Genomic DNA, 14,600 nt, shown 5'->3' with positions numbered 1-14,600 from the left:
CTCAGATCGGGTCATAGGGAAATACGTGGGCTGAAACCTCGTCCGCGCGGGCAAAGCTGGGACGGAAGGCCGGAATCAGTTCATCCGCGATGCTTTCGGGCGTCCAGCCTTCAACCTTGGTCATCGATCGGATCGGACGCGGCTTGTTATAAAGCACGATCTCGTTCTTGCGGACCGAAAAGATCTGGTTTGATACGTCCTTGCTGGCATCGGCGGCAAGGTAGACCACCAGCGGCGCGATCTTGTCCGCGCTCATCGTCTTGAGCCGCTCGACCCGTTGCTGCTGTTCGGGCGTTTCGGCGGGAATGCTGGCTGTCATCCGGCTCCATGCAAAGGGCGCGATGCAGTTGGAACGGACCCCGACGCGGGCCATATCAAGCGCGATCGATTGCGAAAGACCGACGATGCCCAGCTTTGCAGCGCTGTAATTGGCCTGGCCCACATTGCCGATCAGCCCGCTTGTGCTGGTGAAGTGAATAAAGCTGCCCGAATGCTGTTCACGGAAATAGGGCGTTGCCGCCTTGCTGACGTTAAAGCTACCGTTGAGGTGGACATCGATCACCGCGCGCCAGTCTTCATGGCTCATCTTGTGCCAAATCGTGTCGCGCAGGATGCCGGCGTTGTTGACGACAGCATCGATCCGGCCAAAGCGCATGACGGCATCTTCGATAATTGTCGCCGCGCCGACAGGATCGGCGACCGAGGCAAGGTTGGCGTGGGCCCTGCCGCCCGCCGCGATGATATCGTCCGCTGTTTGCTGGGCGGGCCCGGCATCACCGCCTTCGCCACCGCCGCCAACGCCCGGATCGTTGACGACTACCGCCGCGCCGCGGGCCGCGCAAAGCAGGGCGATCTCGCGCCCGACACCGCGGCCTGCGCCCGTTACGGCTACAACCTTGCCTTCAAGCATCCCCATCGTGGCGATTCTCCTAATTTAACCGAACGTTTAAACGGTCAATAGGTCAGCCCCGGCGAAAATCAACTGGCAGGCTTGGCAGGTAAAGGCGCGGCTGGCGGAGCGGACGGCTGCGGCAAGTCATCACGCGTCAGGCGCTGATCCTCGATCATTTCGGCGGCCTCGTCCAAGGCCTTGGCTTCCCCCACCGTTACTCCGCCGGGGCCAGGCTGGTTGTCCGCCTTTTGGCAAGCGGCAAGGGCAACAAGGGCGGGAATAAGGATCACTGTGCGCATGGAACTTGCATCATAGCGAGGCAGTGCAAAAAGCGAAAGACGGGCAGCCCCGATTGGGGCAGCCCGTCTTTACCTGTCAAAACCAGCATTACGGCCGGGGACTGTCACCGGTCCGTTGGTCCGAAGCAGCGGCAGCATCCACGGCACCGGCCGATGCATCGGCTACCGGCGAAGCATCCACATCGCCGACAGCTTCTTCAGCAGGCATTTCAACGTTTTCAGGCTGGGCTTCTTCCTTGGCGCTGTCCGAACTTCCACAAGCGGCAAGCGCAAGGGCGGCGACAGAAGCAAAGCCGAGTGCGGCGAACTTTTTCATGGGTAAAGCCTCATCAATATTGCGGGATGGACATGTTGCGCGAGCGACCCCGTAACCGCCTCCTAGCCAAGCGCGCCATCCCTGCCAACCCAGAACCGGGCGGCCAGGCAACCGATAAAGCCAAACCGGTTGTATAGATATAAAGATTTCTTTATATGATATGCCGATGCGGATCGATCCCACACTTCGCGCGCTGGCAGACCCTACGCGGCTGCGCATTATGCGCTTGCTGTCGGCAATGGAACTGGCAGTGGGAGAGCTTGCCCAGGTTCTGGGACAAAGCCAACCGCGCGTGTCGCGCCACATCCGTATCCTGTGCGATGCCGGGCTGGCCGAACGGCGCAAGGAAGGCAGCTGGGTGTTTTTGCGCAGCGCGATCGGCGCGACCCGCGCCCCGCCCATGGGTGCCGCCGCCGCCCGTCTGCTCGATGTGGCCGAAGCGGACGATGCAACCTTCGCCGCGCGCTGCGCCGAAGACCGCCGCCACCTCGCCGCGATCCGCGCCGCCCGAGAGGTCAGCGCAGAAGGATATTTTTCGCGCCATGCAGAAGAATGGGACACCTTGCGCGGGCTCCACAGCCCCGACGGCCCGGTGGAAGCCGCGCTGGCCAGAGCGCTGGGCACGCGATCACTCGGCGCGCTGCTCGACGTCGGCACCGGCACGGGCCGCATGGCCGAACTCTTCGCACCGGCCAGCGACCACGTAACCGGGTTGGACAAGAGCCCGGAAATGTTGCGCATTGCGCGCGCCCGGCTGCAGAACCTGCCGTCTGATGGCGTGGCGCTGGTTCAAGGCGATTTTACCGCCCTGCCCTTTGCCGATGACAGCTTCGATACGGTATTGTTCCACCAGGTGCTGCACTATGCCCAGGTGCCCGAGGCTGTACTGGCTGAAGCAGCGCGGGTGGCACGGTCCGGCGCAACAGTGGCTATAGTCGATTTCGCCGCGCATGACCGCGAGGAATTGCGCGAAAAACACGCCCATGCGCGGCTTGGGTTTTCCGATGAGCAGATGCTTGCCTTGCTCAGTAGCGCCGGGTTCGCGCCCGCGCCGCCTGTAGCCCTTCCAGGCAAACCACTGACCGTCAAGATCTGGACAGGCATGCGCGGTAGCAGCGCTGACCATTCCCTGACGCCGCACAACACAAAGGTATCGCGCGCATGACCGCTTCATCGATCCTGCGCGGCGTCGCCGATCGCCCGCAGTTTGTCACCATCCCCGGCGACTTCAGGGTTTCTTTCGAATTTTTCCCGCCCAAGACCGAGGCGATGGAAAAGCAACTGTGGGACGCTGTGGTCGAACTGGCGCCGCTTGATCCCAGCTTCGTGTCGGTTACCTATGGGGCCGGCGGCTCAACGCGCGAGCGCACGCACGCCACCGTAGCCCGGATCATCGACGAGACTTCGCTAAAGCCTGCCGCACACCTGACCTGCGTTGCCGCCAGCAAGGATGAAATTGCCGAGGTTGCCGATCGCTATTGGGAAGCCGGCGTGCGGCACATCGTCGCGCTGCGCGGCGATCCGCCACCCGAGACCGGCGGCCGCTTTGAACCGCACCCCCACGGCTTTGCCAGCGCCGCGGACCTCGTCGCGGGATTGAAGGCACGTCACGATTTCGACATTTCAGTTGCGGCCTATCCCGAAGTGCATCCCGAAGCAGCCGGTGCCCAGGCCGATCTTGACAACCTGAAACGCAAGCTTGATTCCGGGGCGTCGCGCGCAATCACCCAGTTCTTCTATTCGACCGATGCCTATTTCCGCTTTCTGGACAAGGTACTGGCTGCCGGGATCACCGCGCCGGTCCTGCCAGGGATCATGCCTGTGACCAACTTCGCCGCGATCCGGCGGATGAGCGGAAACACCGAAATCCCCGGCTGGATGATCAAGCTGTTTGACGGGCTGGACGGCCTGCCCGGCCCGCGCTCGATGATATCGGCGGCCGTGGCGACCGACCTGTGCCGCCGGCTGTACCAGGGCGGCATCCGCGATTTTCACTTCTACACGCTCAACCGCGCCGACCAGACATACGCTATCTGCCACCTGCTCGGCCTGCGCCCCAAGGAAATCAGCCAATGACCCCGCGCCAACTGCTTCAGGCCGAAGCTGCCAAGGCGATCCTGATCAAGGACGGTCCCTATGGCACGGCAATCCAGGCAGAGGGGCTGGACGAGGTGGCCTATCGCGGCGACACCGGCCTGACCCTTGACCAGAAGGGCAACAACGATCTGGTCAACCTGACCCAGCCGCATGTCATCCGCGCGATCTGCGACCGCTATATTGCTGCGGGGGCGCGGGTGCTGGCGACCAACACCTTTAATGCAAACCGCATCAGCCAGGCCGATTACGGTGCCGAGCATCTGGTCGGCGACATCAACCGTTCCGCGGCCCGGATAGTCGCCGAAGCTTGCGACTCAGCCACTGCAAAGGACGGTTTACCGCGCTTCGTGGTCGGCGCAATCGGGCCAACCAACAAGACCCTGTCGCTTTCCCCCGACGTCAACGATCCGGGCTACCGCGAAGTTGATTTCGACACGGTCAAGCAGGTCTACCGCGAACAGGCGGCCGCGCTGCTTGAAGGCGGTGCGCAGTTCATTCTGATCGAAACGGTGTTTGATACGCTGAATTGCAAGGCCGGCATTCTGGCGGTGAAGGAGCTGGAACGCGAGCTGGGCCGCGACGTGCCGCTGATGCTGTCAATGACGCTGACCGACCTGTCCGGGCGCAACCTGTCGGGCCATACGGTCGAGGCATTCTGGCATGCGGTTCGCCATGCCAAGCCGGTCACCGTGGGGCTGAACTGCAGCTTCGGCGCGACCCAGCTGCGCCCGCAGATCCGCCTGCTCAGCGGGATCGTCGACACCCTGCTGATGGCCTATCCCAACGCCGGCCTGCCCAATGAACTGGGCCAGTATGACGAGCTGCCCGAAACCACCGCCACCCTGGTCGGCGAATGGGCAGCGGGCGGGCAGGTCAACATTCTGGGCGGGTGCTGCGGCAACACCCCCGAACACATCGCCGCCATGGCTCGGGCCGTTGCCGGCCTTACTCCGCGCAAGGCGCCGCAAGTGCCAGTCGAAACACGGCTGGCAGGTCTCGAACCCTTTATCATGGCAGCGTGATGGGGATCGACGGGCCGCTTGAATGGCGCATTCGTCCGGCCGGGCCTGACGACGGCGCTGCACTTGCGCTGGTAGCGCAGGCAACATTCCTGGAAGCTTACGCCGGACTTGTCCAGGTGGGAGACATGCTGGCGCACTGCGCTTCGCAAAACAGTGCAGAGGCCTTCCGCTCTGCCTTGGATGAAGGCGCAAAAGCCTGGCTGGTCGAAGCGGTGAAGACCGGTGCGCCGCTGGGTTTTGCCCTCTTGATGCGCTCCGCCCTGCCCGATCCGCAGCCCGGCGATATCGAACTGAAACGGATCTACCTGCTTGACCGCTGCAAGGGTCAGGGATTGGCCGGCGATCTGCTCGGCATCGTAGTTGCCGGGGCTGCGGGTTATCGCCGCCTGATGCTGGGCACCAACAAGGACAATGAACGCGCGCTGGGATTTTACCGCAAGAGCGGGTTTAAAGTGGTCGGCACCCGCACGTTCACTGTCGGCACCGAAACGTTCGACGATTACATCCTGGCAAAACCTCTGGAAACCTCATGACCACCCCGTCCTCCGCGCGTTTCGTCAATGTCGGCGAACGTACCAACGTCACCGGCAGCGCGGCGTTCAAGAAGCTTGTCCTGGCGGGAGACTACGCCAAAGCAGTTGATGTCGCGCGTCAGCAAGTCGACAACGGCGCGCAGGTGATCGATGTCAACATGGACGAGGGCCTGCTTGACGCCGAGCTGGCGATGACCACATTTCTCAAGCTGATCGCCGCCGAACCCGACATCGCCCGCGTCCCGGTGATGATCGACAGTTCCAAGTGGGATGTGATCGAAGCGGGCCTGAAATGCGTGTCAGGCAAACCGATCGTCAATTCGATTTCGATGAAGGAAGGCGAAGAACCGTTCCTTTCCCACGCGCAGAAGTGCATGGATTACGGCGCCGCCGTGGTGGTCATGGCCTTTGATGAAAAGGGGCAGGCCGACACGAAAGACCGCAAGGTCGAGATTTGTGCGCGGGCCTACGCCCTGCTTCTGTCAATCGGATTTCCGCCCGAAGACATCATCTTCGATCCCAACGTTTTTGCGGTCGCGACCGGGATCGAGGAACACAACAACTACGCCGTCGATTTCATCGAAGCGGTTCGCGAAATCCGCCTGCGCTGCCCCCACGTCCACTTCAGCGGCGGGCTGTCCAACCTGTCATTTTCATTCCGCGGCAACGAGCCGGTTCGGCGGGCGATGCATTCGATCTTCCTCTTCCACGCGATCCCCGCCGGGCTCGACATGGCAATCGTGAACGCAGGCCAGCTTGACGTTTACGACACCATTGATCCGGCGCTGCGCCAGGCCTGCGAGGATGTTATCCTCAACCGCGATGCCGGCGCGACCGACCGGCTGATTGTCTTGGCCGAAAGCTTTCGCGGGACTGACGCCAAGGCCGAAAAGGAAGCAGAGGAGTGGCGCGGCTGGGATGTGGTGCGGCGGATCGAACACGCGCTGGTGAAGGGCATCGACGCGCACATCGTCGCTGATACCGAACTGGCCCGGCAGGACATTTTTGAACGCGGCGGCCGACCTATCGAGGTGATCGAAGGCCCCCTGATGGAAGGCATGAACACCGTTGGCGACCTGTTCGGCAGCGGCAAGATGTTCCTGCCGCAGGTGGTCAAATCGGCCCGCGTAATGAAGAAGGCGGTCGCCCATCTGATCCCTTTCATCGAAGCGGAAAAGACCGCCGCGTCCAAGCCCAAGGGCAAGATCGTGATGGCCACAGTCAAGGGTGATGTTCACGATATCGGCAAAAACATCGTCGGGGTGGTTTTGCAGTGCAACGGCTATGAAGTTATCGACCTGGGCGTGATGGTGCCGTGGACCAAAATCCTGGAAACCGCGCGCGAGAGCCAGGCCGACATTATCGGCCTGTCCGGGCTGATTACGCCCAGCCTCGATGAAATGGTCACCGTGGCCGAAGAAATGAAGCGCGACGGGTTCACCCTGCCGCTGTTGATCGGCGGGGCGACTACCAGCAAGGTTCATACCGCACTGAAGATCGACCCGGCTTATAACGGCCCGGTTATTCATGTGCTTGATGCCAGCCGCGCGGTGGGAGTAGCTAGCCAGCTGCTCTCTGATACGCAGCGCGATCGCTTCGTTGAAGCGACCGCAAGCGACTATCAGCACGTCCGCGATGTCAGAGCGGGCAAAGAAGGGTCAGTGCTGCTTAGCCTCGAGGATTCGCGCGCCAACGCCTTTAAGGCCGATTTTACCGACAAGCCAATGCCGCCAGAACAGCCTGGTCTGCACGTCTTTGACAACTGGGATCTGGCCGATCTGGTGGCTTGCTTTGACTGGACCCCGTTTTTCCGCGCCTGGGAACTGGCGGGCGTCTACCCCGCGATCTTGAACGATGACGTAGTCGGAGAAAGCGCCCGTGCGCTTTACGCCGATGCGCGCGCGATGCTTGACTTGATCATTTCCGAAAAGTGGCTGACCGCCAGGGGCGTCGCCGGCTTCTGGCCCTGCGCGCGCGAAGTCGACGATGTCGTCTTGTACCCGCAAGACGATGAACGGTGCATACGCCTGCCTTTCCTGCGCCAGCAGATCCGCAAGAGCCGCGACCGGGCGAATTACTGCCTGGCTGATTTCATCGATCCCGATGGCGACTGGATCGGCGGCTTTGCCGTAGGCATCCACGGGATCGAGCCGCATCTGGAACGCTTCCGCGCGAGCCATGACGACTATTCGGACATCCTGCTCAAGGCGCTGGCCGACCGTTTTGCCGAAGCCTTTGCCGAGCGGCTGCATCAGCGCGTGCGCACCGACCTGTGGGGATATGCCCCGGGTGAACAGCTGACCAACGAAGCGCTGATCAAGGAACAATATCGCGGTATACGCCCGGCACCAGGTTATCCCGCCTGCCCTGACCACAGCCTGAAACCGATGCTGTTCGACTTGCTAGGGGCCGGGGATAATGCGGGTCTGACCCTGACCGAAAGCTTCGCCATGTGGCCGACCGCCGCCGTTTCGGGTTTCTATTTCGCCCACCCGCAGAGCGAATACTTCGGCGTCGCCCGGATCGGGCGCGATCAGCTGACCGATTATGCGGCGCGCCGAGGAATAGAAGAATCGCTGGCGGAACGCTGGGTCCGACCCAACCTTGATTAGGGCTGGCAATTGCTCCGATTGCGGGTAATCCTCTGGTAATAGGGGGCTATCTGTATGGAACAATTCAGTATTGGCCGCGTCTTGTCGCGCGGTTTTGGACTGGTGCGCGACACCATCGGTACGGTTGGATTGTTTGTCCTTGTCGTCGTGGTCGTGCAGGCCCTGACCGGCTTTCTGGCCCAGGCGCTTGCAGCCGGTTCGCAGGGTGACCTGGATGTTACCAGTCCCGCCGCGAACCTTGCCCGCTTGTCTGCGCTGTTCAGTACCGGGTGGTCCTGGTTGTTCATACTAATCAGCGTGATCGGCTTTGGCTTGTCCTATGCGGGCGGCATCCATGGCTTCGCACAGCAAGCCGAACGCGGCGGCACAACGCTGGCGCAATGCTTTCAAGTCGGCCTGACGCGGATGGTTCCGGTCATTGGCCTTAGCATATTGTGGTGGCTAGGCATCTGGCTGGGGACGGTCTTTTTAATTGTGCCGGGATTAATCCTGCTGTCCATGTGGAGCGTGGCCTTGCCCGCACAGATCGTGGAAGGGCGCGGGATTATCGATAGCTTCGGGCGCAGCCGCGAACTGACTCGCGGCAACCGTCTGTCGATTTTCGGCGTTCTGTTTGTGTTGTTTTTGATCTATTACGCGGTGATAATTATTCTGTTCGGCGCCCTGCTTGGCACAGGCACGTTGGGGTTGGGCAACAACGGACAGGCAAGTTTGTTGAGCACGGTTCTTTCGATTCCTGCGGCGTGCCTTTCTGGTATGCTGCTAAAATCCATGATCACCTCAATCTATCTTGAATCCGTGCTGGTGAAGGAAGGGATGCGAACCCACGGCCTCACCGAAGTATTTGAATGATCCGACGGGCGCTGCTGACACTGGCAGCCTATGCCTGGTCGATACCAGCGTTCGCAAGTTCGCAGGCTGCTGTCGCGGTGGTTTTCGACACGGTTACGATTCGTCCGGTTTTGGCTGAAGGAGAGGCTGACCACGCGACACACCGCTTGGTGGGTCCCGATGATCCGGTGCGCATTGCAAGTATTTCCAAGCTGGTAACGGCGCTCGGCGTAATGCGGCTGGTCGACCAGGGGCAAGTCGACCTGGACCGTGATGTTTCGGACTATCTGGGCTGGACGCTTCGTCATCCGGCATTTCCTGACCGGCCGATTACGCTGGCCATGCTACTGTCGCACCAGTCGGGCCTGATCGACGGCGATGACCTGTACCTCATCCCGCTGGGAGCGACGCTGCAGCAGCGCCTCGGCGATCCGCGGGTGTGGGACCAGTCCCACGCGCCCGGATCAGGCTGGTTCCACTATACCAATCTCAACTTCCCCGTCGTCGCCACCATCATCGAACAGGTCACTCGCCAGCGCTTCGACGTGGCAATGCGCGACCTGGTGCTTGCCCCGCTCAAGCTCGATGCCTGCTTCAACTGGGGTGCGGGCTGTTCGGCCAGCGCGGCGGCGCGCGCAGTGGTGCTCTACCGCGCCAATGGCGATGTCGCGCGCGATGACTTGCACGGCACCTTTCCAGCGTGCCCGGTCGTCACTGACGCGGACGGCGGCTGCGATCTGTGGCGCTATACGCCGGGCAGCAACGGCGCGCTGTTCAGCCCGCAGGGCGGCTTGCGGATTTCGATGCGCGATCTGTCCAAGATCGGTCAAATGCTCGCACGGCGCGGAACCGGATTCCTTTCGCAGCAAAGCTATGCCCGCCTGATCCGCCCAATATGGCGCTTCAACGGCCACAACGGCCTTGGCGAAAACGGCGAGCCTGACGGTTTCTTTTGCGCATATGGCCTCGCGGTGCAAACCATCGGCAGCGACCAAAAGGGTTGCCGCGATGACCTGTTTGGCGATGCCCGCACCCGGATTGGCCACGCCGGCGATGCATATGGCCTCAAAAGCGGGCTGTGGCTTGATCCGGCCAGCGGCAAGGGGATCGCTTATTTCACCACGGGAGTCGCCAATGACGCACCCACCGGGCGCAGTGCCTTTACCGCGGCCGAAGAGGTGGTTGTGGAGAGAACCGGCCGGAGCGCCTTTTACAAACCGGACTGAGCGGCTAGGCGCACTGGGTGCCGCCACGCCTTCTCGACCAGCTTCACGCCACCTTCGGGTTTAGCGCCTTTCGCGGGGTGCAGGACCGGGTAGTGGCGCGCGTCCTGGCCGGGCAGTCGACCCTGGCGGTGATGCCGACCGGCGCGGGCAAGAGCCTGACCTATCAGCTGCCCGCCGTCGTCATGGACGGCACCTGCGTGGTCATATCGCCGCTGATCGCGCTGATGCATGACCAGCTGCGCAGCGCCGAAGCCAATGGCATCCGCGCCGCCAGCCTGACCAGCGCCGACAGCGAGGACTACCGCGAGCGTGCGGTCGATGCCTTCCGCGGTGGCCAGCTCGATCTGTTGTACGTAGCCCCCGAACGCGCCAGCCAGCCGCATTTCCGCGAGCTGCTGAGCCGGGCGCAGGTCAGCCTGTTTGCCATCGACGAAGCGCACTGCGTGTCCGAGTGGGGCCACGATTTCCGCCCCGACTATCGTCTGCTGCGGCCCCTAATGGATGCCTTTCCTGTCGTCCCGCGGCTCGCTCTGACAGCGACAGCCGACGCACATACCCGCAGCGATATCCTGACCCAGTTGGGCATTGCCGAGGACGGCCTGATCATCGCCGGGTTTGATCGGCCCAATATCCGCTATGCCATCCGCCCGCGTGAAGGCGGCGTGCAGCAGCTGCGCGCTCTGCTGGCAGAGCAGCCCGGCCCGGGGATCATCTATGCGCCGACGCGCAAGAAGGTAGAGGAGCTGGCTGAAAAACTCTCGGCTCATTCCGGACGGCGCGTGCTGCCCTATCATGCCGGGCTTGATCCTGCGGTGCGCGCAGCCAACCAGTCCGCCTTCGTCGCCTCGGAAGACATGGTGATGGTTGCGACCGTCGCCTTCGGCATGGGGATCGATAAACCCGACGTGCGCTTTGTCGCCCACGCTGGCATCCCCAAATCGATCGAAGGCTATTACCAGGAAACCGGCCGCGCCGGGCGTGACGGCGATCCGGCGCTGGCGCTGATGCTGTGGGGGTCCGAGGACTTTGCCCGCGCCCGCCTGCGCCTGGGCGAGGTCGAGGCCCACCGCCAGGCCGGGGAACGCGCCCGGCTAGATGCTCTCGCGGCGCTGGTCGAAACCGGTGAATGCCGCCGCGCCGTGCTGCTGCGACATTTCGGCGAAGACCCACCGCCAGTCTGCGGCAACTGCGACAACTGCCTGGATGCGCCCGGCGTGATTGATGCCAGCGAACTGGCGCGCAAGGTGCTGTCAGCCGTCTACCGAACCGGGCAAAGCTTTGGTTTCGGTCACGTCGAGAAAGTGCTGACCGGCGTGGCGGACGAGCGCGTGACCCAACGCGGGCATGACCAGCTCAGCGTATTCGGCATCGTGCCTTCGGACGAAGCCCCGCTGCTCCGCCCGCTCGTCCGTGCCTTGCAAACGCGCGGGGTGCTGGTCCCGACCGAGCATGGCGGGTTGGCACTGGGCGGGGATGCCCGCGCTATGCTGAAAGGCGAAGCGGACGTGCGCATTGCGCTGGCCCCAAGGCGCGAACGCGGCGGCAAAGGCAGCCGGCGCAGCCGCAGCGATACGATCAACCCGGTTGGCGATCCGCTGTTTGATGCGCTGCGCGCGCTGCGCCGCGATCTGGCAGCCAAAGGCGGCGTTCCGCCCTACGTCATTTTCCACGACGCCACTTTGCGCGAAATGGCCGCGCGCCGCCCTGCCAGCCTGACCGCGCTGGGTGAGGTTGGTGGGGTCGGCGCGCGCAAGCTGGAAGCCTTTGGCGAGGCGTTCCTCGCCGTACTCCGACAGTTTTAGGGCCGGATGGCGTCGTGCGGCAGTTGCGGCGCGGCGTCCTCGCCGTGGCGGGTCTTCCACAGTGAATAGCCAACCCCGCTGGCGATCAGGGCAAAGGTCACGCCCAAGCTCAGCACCGGCGGGAACTTGGCCCCGCCCAGCACGAAGTCGGAAACGAAGATCTTGCTGCCGATGAACACCAGCACCGCGGCCAGCGCATACTTCAGATAATAGAACCGGTGGATCATCGCCGAGAGCGCGAAGTACAGCGCACGCAGGCCCAGGATCGCCATGATGTTGCTGGTATAGACGATGAATGTGTCCGTGGTGATCGCGAAGATTGCAGGCACACTGTCCACCGCGAAGACCAGATCGGCCAGGTTGATCACTACCAGCGCCAGGAACAGCGGGGTTGCCGCCGTCACCAGCTTGCCGGTCTTGTCGTCGGGAACCTTCACAAAGAAGTGCTGGTCGTGCAGACCCTTGGTCACGCGCATATGCGCGCTGATCCAGCGCACGACCGGGTTCTTGGCGATATCGGGAGCGTGGTCCCCGGCGAAGAACATCTTGATCCCGGTGAATACCAGGAAGGCGGCAAATATGTAGAGCACCCAGTAGGCCTGCTCGACCAGCGCAGCGCCCGCCGCGATCATCGCCCCGCGCAGCACGATCACGGCCAGGATGCCCCACAGCAAGGCGCGGTACTGATACTTTGGCTGGATGGCGAAAAAAGTGAAGATCAGGCTGATCACGAAGACGTTGTCGATCGACAGCGCCTTTTCAATGAAGAAGCCGGTATAGTATTTCATACCCAGGTCGGCGCCCTTGGCTACCCATACCCAGGCGCCGAAGGCCAGCGCGACGCTGATATAAAACGCGGTCAATTTCAGCGATTCAGTGATGCCCATCTCGCGGTCTTCCTTATGGAGAACGCCAAGATCGAAGGCAGTCAGCGTCAGCACTATGCCGGCGAATGAGAGCCAGAACCAAACCGGAGTGCCGAGCCAGTCGGCAAACAGGATTTCCATACGATTGCCCCTAAAACAGGTGGGACCCGGCTACCCCTTTGAAAGAGCGCCGGGTTCCCGGTCAGGCGCGAACGCGCGTGGATTGCATGGTGAAGCGCGCCAGCCGATCCTTGATCGCCAGCTTGAGTTTTTTTAGCCGGGCAATTTCCAGCGGATCGGCCCAGCGCAGTGTCTGCAAGCGGTGCAGCGCATCATCAAGCTGCTGATGGCGCTCCATCAGGCGGAATAATCGATCAGACATCAGACAAAATCCCTTTCGCACTTAGTTTTTGTACGATCGGATGTGCCGAGCCAGGCCGCAGATGCTTAAGGAGGGGGACAAGAACCCGGACCACGGCATCGGCAACATCCGATGCGGTCCGACATCACGCAAGCATTTCCCAATTGGGCAAATGCCGCGCCAGAGGGGCCCGGTCCCGCGGATCTTATAATGGGAACGAAACCGGCGTGTTTCAAGAACTTTTGACAAGGCCCGCTAAGCTGATATTAATATGATATCAATTTAAGGGGAACTTCGATGACCGATTCGCATGCACCGATGACCGCTAGCCTGGAACGGCGAGCGTGGAGCACCAGCGGTTACCTCATCTTCGTCGCCTTCCTGGCGCTGCTGGGCCTGACCATCTGGCGGATCATAGCCTTTGCCGGCAGCAACCCGGATGATAGCGCGGTATTTGGCTTCCTGGTGTCGACCGGGCTCAGCGTTCTGGCCCTGATCATCCTCGCCAGCGGGTTCTATATGATCCAGCCCAACCAGGCCGCCGCAATTACACTGTTTGGATCGTACAGCGGCACCGATCGCAGCACCGGTTTGCGCTGGGTCTGGCCCTGGATGGGCAAGACCAAGATCTCTGTCCGCGCCAACAACCTGGTTTCCGACAAGATCAAGGTCAACGATCTGCGCGGCAACCCGATCGAGATGGCGGCTCAGGTGGTGTGGCGGGTAACTGATACGGCCCAGGCGCTTTACGACGTCGATGATTACAAGGCCTTCGTCATGGTCCAGATCGAAGCCGCGGTGCGGACCATCGGCTCGCGCTATCCCTATGACGATTTCACCCACTCCGAAGTGACCCTTCGCGGCAATCACGACGAGGTCGGGGTGGAACTGCGCAAGGAACTGATCGCGCGGCTGACGATGGCCGGGATTACGGTTGACGAATGCGGCTTTACCCATCTGGCCTACGCGCAGGAAATCGCCGGGGCGATGCTCCGCCGCCAGCAGGCCGAGGCGGTGGTCGCCGCGCGCAAGACCCTGGTCGAAGGCGCGGTCGGCATGGTCGAGATGGCGCTGGCGATGCTGTCCGAAAAGGGCGTCGTCCACCTGGATGACGAGCGTAAGGCTGCGATGGTCAGCAACCTGATGGTCGTGCTGTGCGGTGAACGTGATACACAGCCCGTGGTCAACACCGGCTCACTTTACCAGTAAGCCAGACCCGTGCCCCCGCAGATCCGCAAGGCTTTCCCGCTCCGGCTCGATCCTGCGCTCTATGCGGCGCTGGAACGTTCGGCAGCGGGGGACTTGCGCTCGGTCAACATTCAGATCGAGGTGCTGCTGCGCGAAGCGCTGGCCCGGCGCGGCACCAAGGTGGCCCTGCCCGAACCTGTGCGGCGCGGGCGCCCGCCCAAGGAGACGTCCGATGGATGACCGCCGCTACGACAATGCCTGGTTTGCCCCGCATCGCTATGGCTTTGGGGCGGGGATGCCGATTGCCTGGCAAGGCTGGCTGATGTTGATAACGCAGATAGTGCTGGCGGGAAGCGCGGTATGGTTTCTTGATGGCAACGAGACGGCGCAGGTTGCCGCGCTGCTGGTGATCATCATGGTCCCGCTACCGCTGATGATCGCCAAGACGCGCGGCGGCTGGAAATGGCGCTGGGGCGATCGGGAATAAGCCACCTGTCCCCAGCCGGGACACCGCCCAACTGGCTTTACCCTTTATCTACATGCCGATGGTAGTCT

16 protein-coding genes are annotated in these 14,600 nt (G+C 62.3%); 11 read left to right on the top strand and 5 right to left on the bottom strand.

Translation table 11 applies throughout. The features are described from left to right. Position 1 precedes the first annotated feature (1 nt). From Q0L62_RS07495 to Q0L62_RS07485, 3 genes are all read right to left on the bottom strand, one after another. Complete coding sequence (locus Q0L62_RS07495) at positions 2–910, bottom strand: SDR family NAD(P)-dependent oxidoreductase (RefSeq protein WP_296678555.1); 909 nt, start codon at positions 908–910, stop codon at positions 2–4. 68 nt (positions 911–978) lie between these two features. Continuing rightward, positions 979–1,191: a hypothetical protein gene (locus tag Q0L62_RS07490; protein WP_296678490.1), complete on the bottom strand. Its 213-nt coding sequence runs from the start codon at positions 1,189–1,191 to the stop codon at positions 979–981. 88 nt (positions 1,192–1,279) lie between these two features. Further along, complete coding sequence (locus tag Q0L62_RS07485; protein ID WP_296678488.1) at positions 1,280–1,507, bottom strand: hypothetical protein; 228 nt, start codon at positions 1,505–1,507, stop codon at positions 1,280–1,282. 166 nt (positions 1,508–1,673) lie between these two features. Here Q0L62_RS07485 and Q0L62_RS07480 point away from each other — a divergent pair, with 166 nt between their 5' ends. From Q0L62_RS07480 to recQ, 8 genes are read left to right on the top strand one after another with little or no spacing between them, the layout of a single operon-like run. After that, positions 1,674–2,672: a metalloregulator ArsR/SmtB family transcription factor gene (locus Q0L62_RS07480; RefSeq protein WP_296678486.1), complete on the top strand. Its 999-nt coding sequence runs from the start codon at positions 1,674–1,676 to the stop codon at positions 2,670–2,672. After that, positions 2,669–3,583 (top strand): methylenetetrahydrofolate reductase [NAD(P)H], encoded by a 915-nt coding sequence (gene metF / locus Q0L62_RS07475; RefSeq protein WP_296678484.1) that lies wholly within the window; start codon positions 2,669–2,671, stop codon positions 3,581–3,583. The genes Q0L62_RS07480 and metF overlap by 4 nt, the downstream gene beginning before the upstream one ends. Next, complete coding sequence (locus Q0L62_RS07470) at positions 3,580–4,626, top strand: homocysteine S-methyltransferase family protein (RefSeq protein WP_296678482.1); 1,047 nt, start codon at positions 3,580–3,582, stop codon at positions 4,624–4,626. Before metF ends, Q0L62_RS07470 begins: the two co-directional genes overlap by 4 nt. Beyond that, on the top strand, positions 4,626–5,159 hold the full coding sequence (locus Q0L62_RS07465) for a GNAT family N-acetyltransferase (RefSeq protein WP_296678480.1): 534 nt from the start codon (positions 4,626–4,628) through the stop codon (positions 5,157–5,159). Before Q0L62_RS07470 ends, Q0L62_RS07465 begins: the two co-directional genes overlap by 1 nt. Further along, positions 5,156–7,771 (top strand): methionine synthase, encoded by a 2,616-nt coding sequence (gene metH, locus Q0L62_RS07460; RefSeq protein ID WP_296678478.1) that lies wholly within the window; start codon positions 5,156–5,158, stop codon positions 7,769–7,771. The genes Q0L62_RS07465 and metH overlap by 4 nt, the downstream gene beginning before the upstream one ends. Positions 7,772–7,825: 54 nt before the next feature. Beyond that, the gene (locus Q0L62_RS07455) at positions 7,826–8,623 is read left to right on the top strand and encodes a hypothetical protein (RefSeq protein WP_296678476.1); all 798 of its coding nucleotides are present in this window, start codon (positions 7,826–7,828) and stop codon (positions 8,621–8,623) included. Next, a complete protein-coding gene (locus Q0L62_RS07450) occupies positions 8,620–9,828 on the top strand; it encodes a serine hydrolase (RefSeq protein WP_296678474.1) in 1,209 nt (402 codons plus the stop codon). The genes Q0L62_RS07455 and Q0L62_RS07450 overlap by 4 nt, the downstream gene beginning before the upstream one ends. Before the next feature lie 17 nt (positions 9,829–9,845). Next, entirely contained in the window at positions 9,846–11,630 is a 1,785-nt protein-coding gene (gene recQ, locus Q0L62_RS07445; RefSeq protein ID WP_296678473.1) for a DNA helicase RecQ, read from the top strand. On the opposite strand, the gene Q0L62_RS07440 is transcribed toward recQ, so the two are convergent. Together Q0L62_RS07440 and Q0L62_RS07435 are read right to left on the bottom strand one after the other, a co-directional pair. Beyond that, entirely contained in the window at positions 11,627–12,637 is a 1,011-nt protein-coding gene (locus Q0L62_RS07440) for a TerC family protein (protein ID WP_296678471.1), read from the bottom strand. The genes recQ and Q0L62_RS07440 overlap by 4 nt on opposite strands. A 61-nt stretch (positions 12,638–12,698) precedes the next feature. Further along, the gene (locus Q0L62_RS07435) at positions 12,699–12,878 is read right to left on the bottom strand and encodes a YdcH family protein (RefSeq protein WP_296678469.1); all 180 of its coding nucleotides are present in this window, start codon (positions 12,876–12,878) and stop codon (positions 12,699–12,701) included. A 276-nt stretch (positions 12,879–13,154) separates the two neighbouring features. Between Q0L62_RS07435 and Q0L62_RS07430 the strand changes: the two genes are divergently transcribed. The 3 genes from Q0L62_RS07430 to Q0L62_RS07420 are packed head-to-tail and all read left to right on the top strand — an operon-like array spanning position 13,155 to position 14,532. Next, on the top strand, positions 13,155–14,066 hold the full coding sequence (locus Q0L62_RS07430; RefSeq protein ID WP_296678467.1) for an SPFH domain-containing protein: 912 nt from the start codon (positions 13,155–13,157) through the stop codon (positions 14,064–14,066). Between the two features lie 9 nt (positions 14,067–14,075). Then, a complete protein-coding gene (locus Q0L62_RS07425; protein WP_296678465.1) occupies positions 14,076–14,285 on the top strand; it encodes a toxin-antitoxin system HicB family antitoxin in 210 nt (69 codons plus the stop codon). After that, a complete protein-coding gene (locus tag Q0L62_RS07420; RefSeq protein WP_296678463.1) occupies positions 14,278–14,532 on the top strand; it encodes a hypothetical protein in 255 nt (84 codons plus the stop codon). Before Q0L62_RS07425 ends, Q0L62_RS07420 begins: the two co-directional genes overlap by 8 nt. Positions 14,533–14,600: the final 68 nt, after the last annotated feature.

The sequence above is a fragment of the Novosphingobium sp. genome (assembly GCF_024642085.1).
GTDB lineage: Bacteria > Pseudomonadota > Alphaproteobacteria > Sphingomonadales > Sphingomonadaceae > Novosphingobium.
Note: the sequence above shows the minus strand (reverse complement) of the source record. Positions and strands in the feature narration are given on the sequence as shown.

What these genes read in the sequence shown, in the direction of transcription:
- Q0L62_RS07465 (WP_296678480.1), top strand. Translation starts at nt 4,626, where the DNA reads ATGGGGATCGACGGGCCGCTTGAATGGCGCATTCGTCCGGCCGGGCCT.
- Q0L62_RS07495 (WP_296678555.1), bottom strand. Translation starts at nt 910, where the DNA reads ATGCTTGAAGGCAAGGTTGTAGCCGTAACGGGCGCAGGCCGCGGTGTC.
- Q0L62_RS07470 (WP_296678482.1), top strand. Translation starts at nt 3,580, where the DNA reads ATGACCCCGCGCCAACTGCTTCAGGCCGAAGCTGCCAAGGCGATCCTG.
- Q0L62_RS07490 (WP_296678490.1), bottom strand. Translation starts at nt 1,191, where the DNA reads ATGCGCACAGTGATCCTTATTCCCGCCCTTGTTGCCCTTGCCGCTTGC.
- Q0L62_RS07420 (WP_296678463.1), top strand. Translation starts at nt 14,278, where the DNA reads ATGGATGACCGCCGCTACGACAATGCCTGGTTTGCCCCGCATCGCTAT.
- Q0L62_RS07485 (WP_296678488.1), bottom strand. Translation starts at nt 1,507, where the DNA reads ATGAAAAAGTTCGCCGCACTCGGCTTTGCTTCTGTCGCCGCCCTTGCG.
- Q0L62_RS07435 (WP_296678469.1), bottom strand. Translation starts at nt 12,878, where the DNA reads ATGTCTGATCGATTATTCCGCCTGATGGAGCGCCATCAGCAGCTTGAT.
- metF (WP_296678484.1), top strand. Translation starts at nt 2,669, where the DNA reads ATGACCGCTTCATCGATCCTGCGCGGCGTCGCCGATCGCCCGCAGTTT.
- Q0L62_RS07430 (WP_296678467.1), top strand. Translation starts at nt 13,155, where the DNA reads ATGACCGATTCGCATGCACCGATGACCGCTAGCCTGGAACGGCGAGCG.
- Q0L62_RS07455 (WP_296678476.1), top strand. Translation starts at nt 7,826, where the DNA reads ATGGAACAATTCAGTATTGGCCGCGTCTTGTCGCGCGGTTTTGGACTG.
- Q0L62_RS07440 (WP_296678471.1), bottom strand. Translation starts at nt 12,637, where the DNA reads ATGGAAATCCTGTTTGCCGACTGGCTCGGCACTCCGGTTTGGTTCTGG.
- Q0L62_RS07450 (WP_296678474.1), top strand. Translation starts at nt 8,620, where the DNA reads ATGATCCGACGGGCGCTGCTGACACTGGCAGCCTATGCCTGGTCGATA.
- Q0L62_RS07480 (WP_296678486.1), top strand. Translation starts at nt 1,674, where the DNA reads ATGCGGATCGATCCCACACTTCGCGCGCTGGCAGACCCTACGCGGCTG.
- metH (WP_296678478.1), top strand. Translation starts at nt 5,156, where the DNA reads ATGACCACCCCGTCCTCCGCGCGTTTCGTCAATGTCGGCGAACGTACC.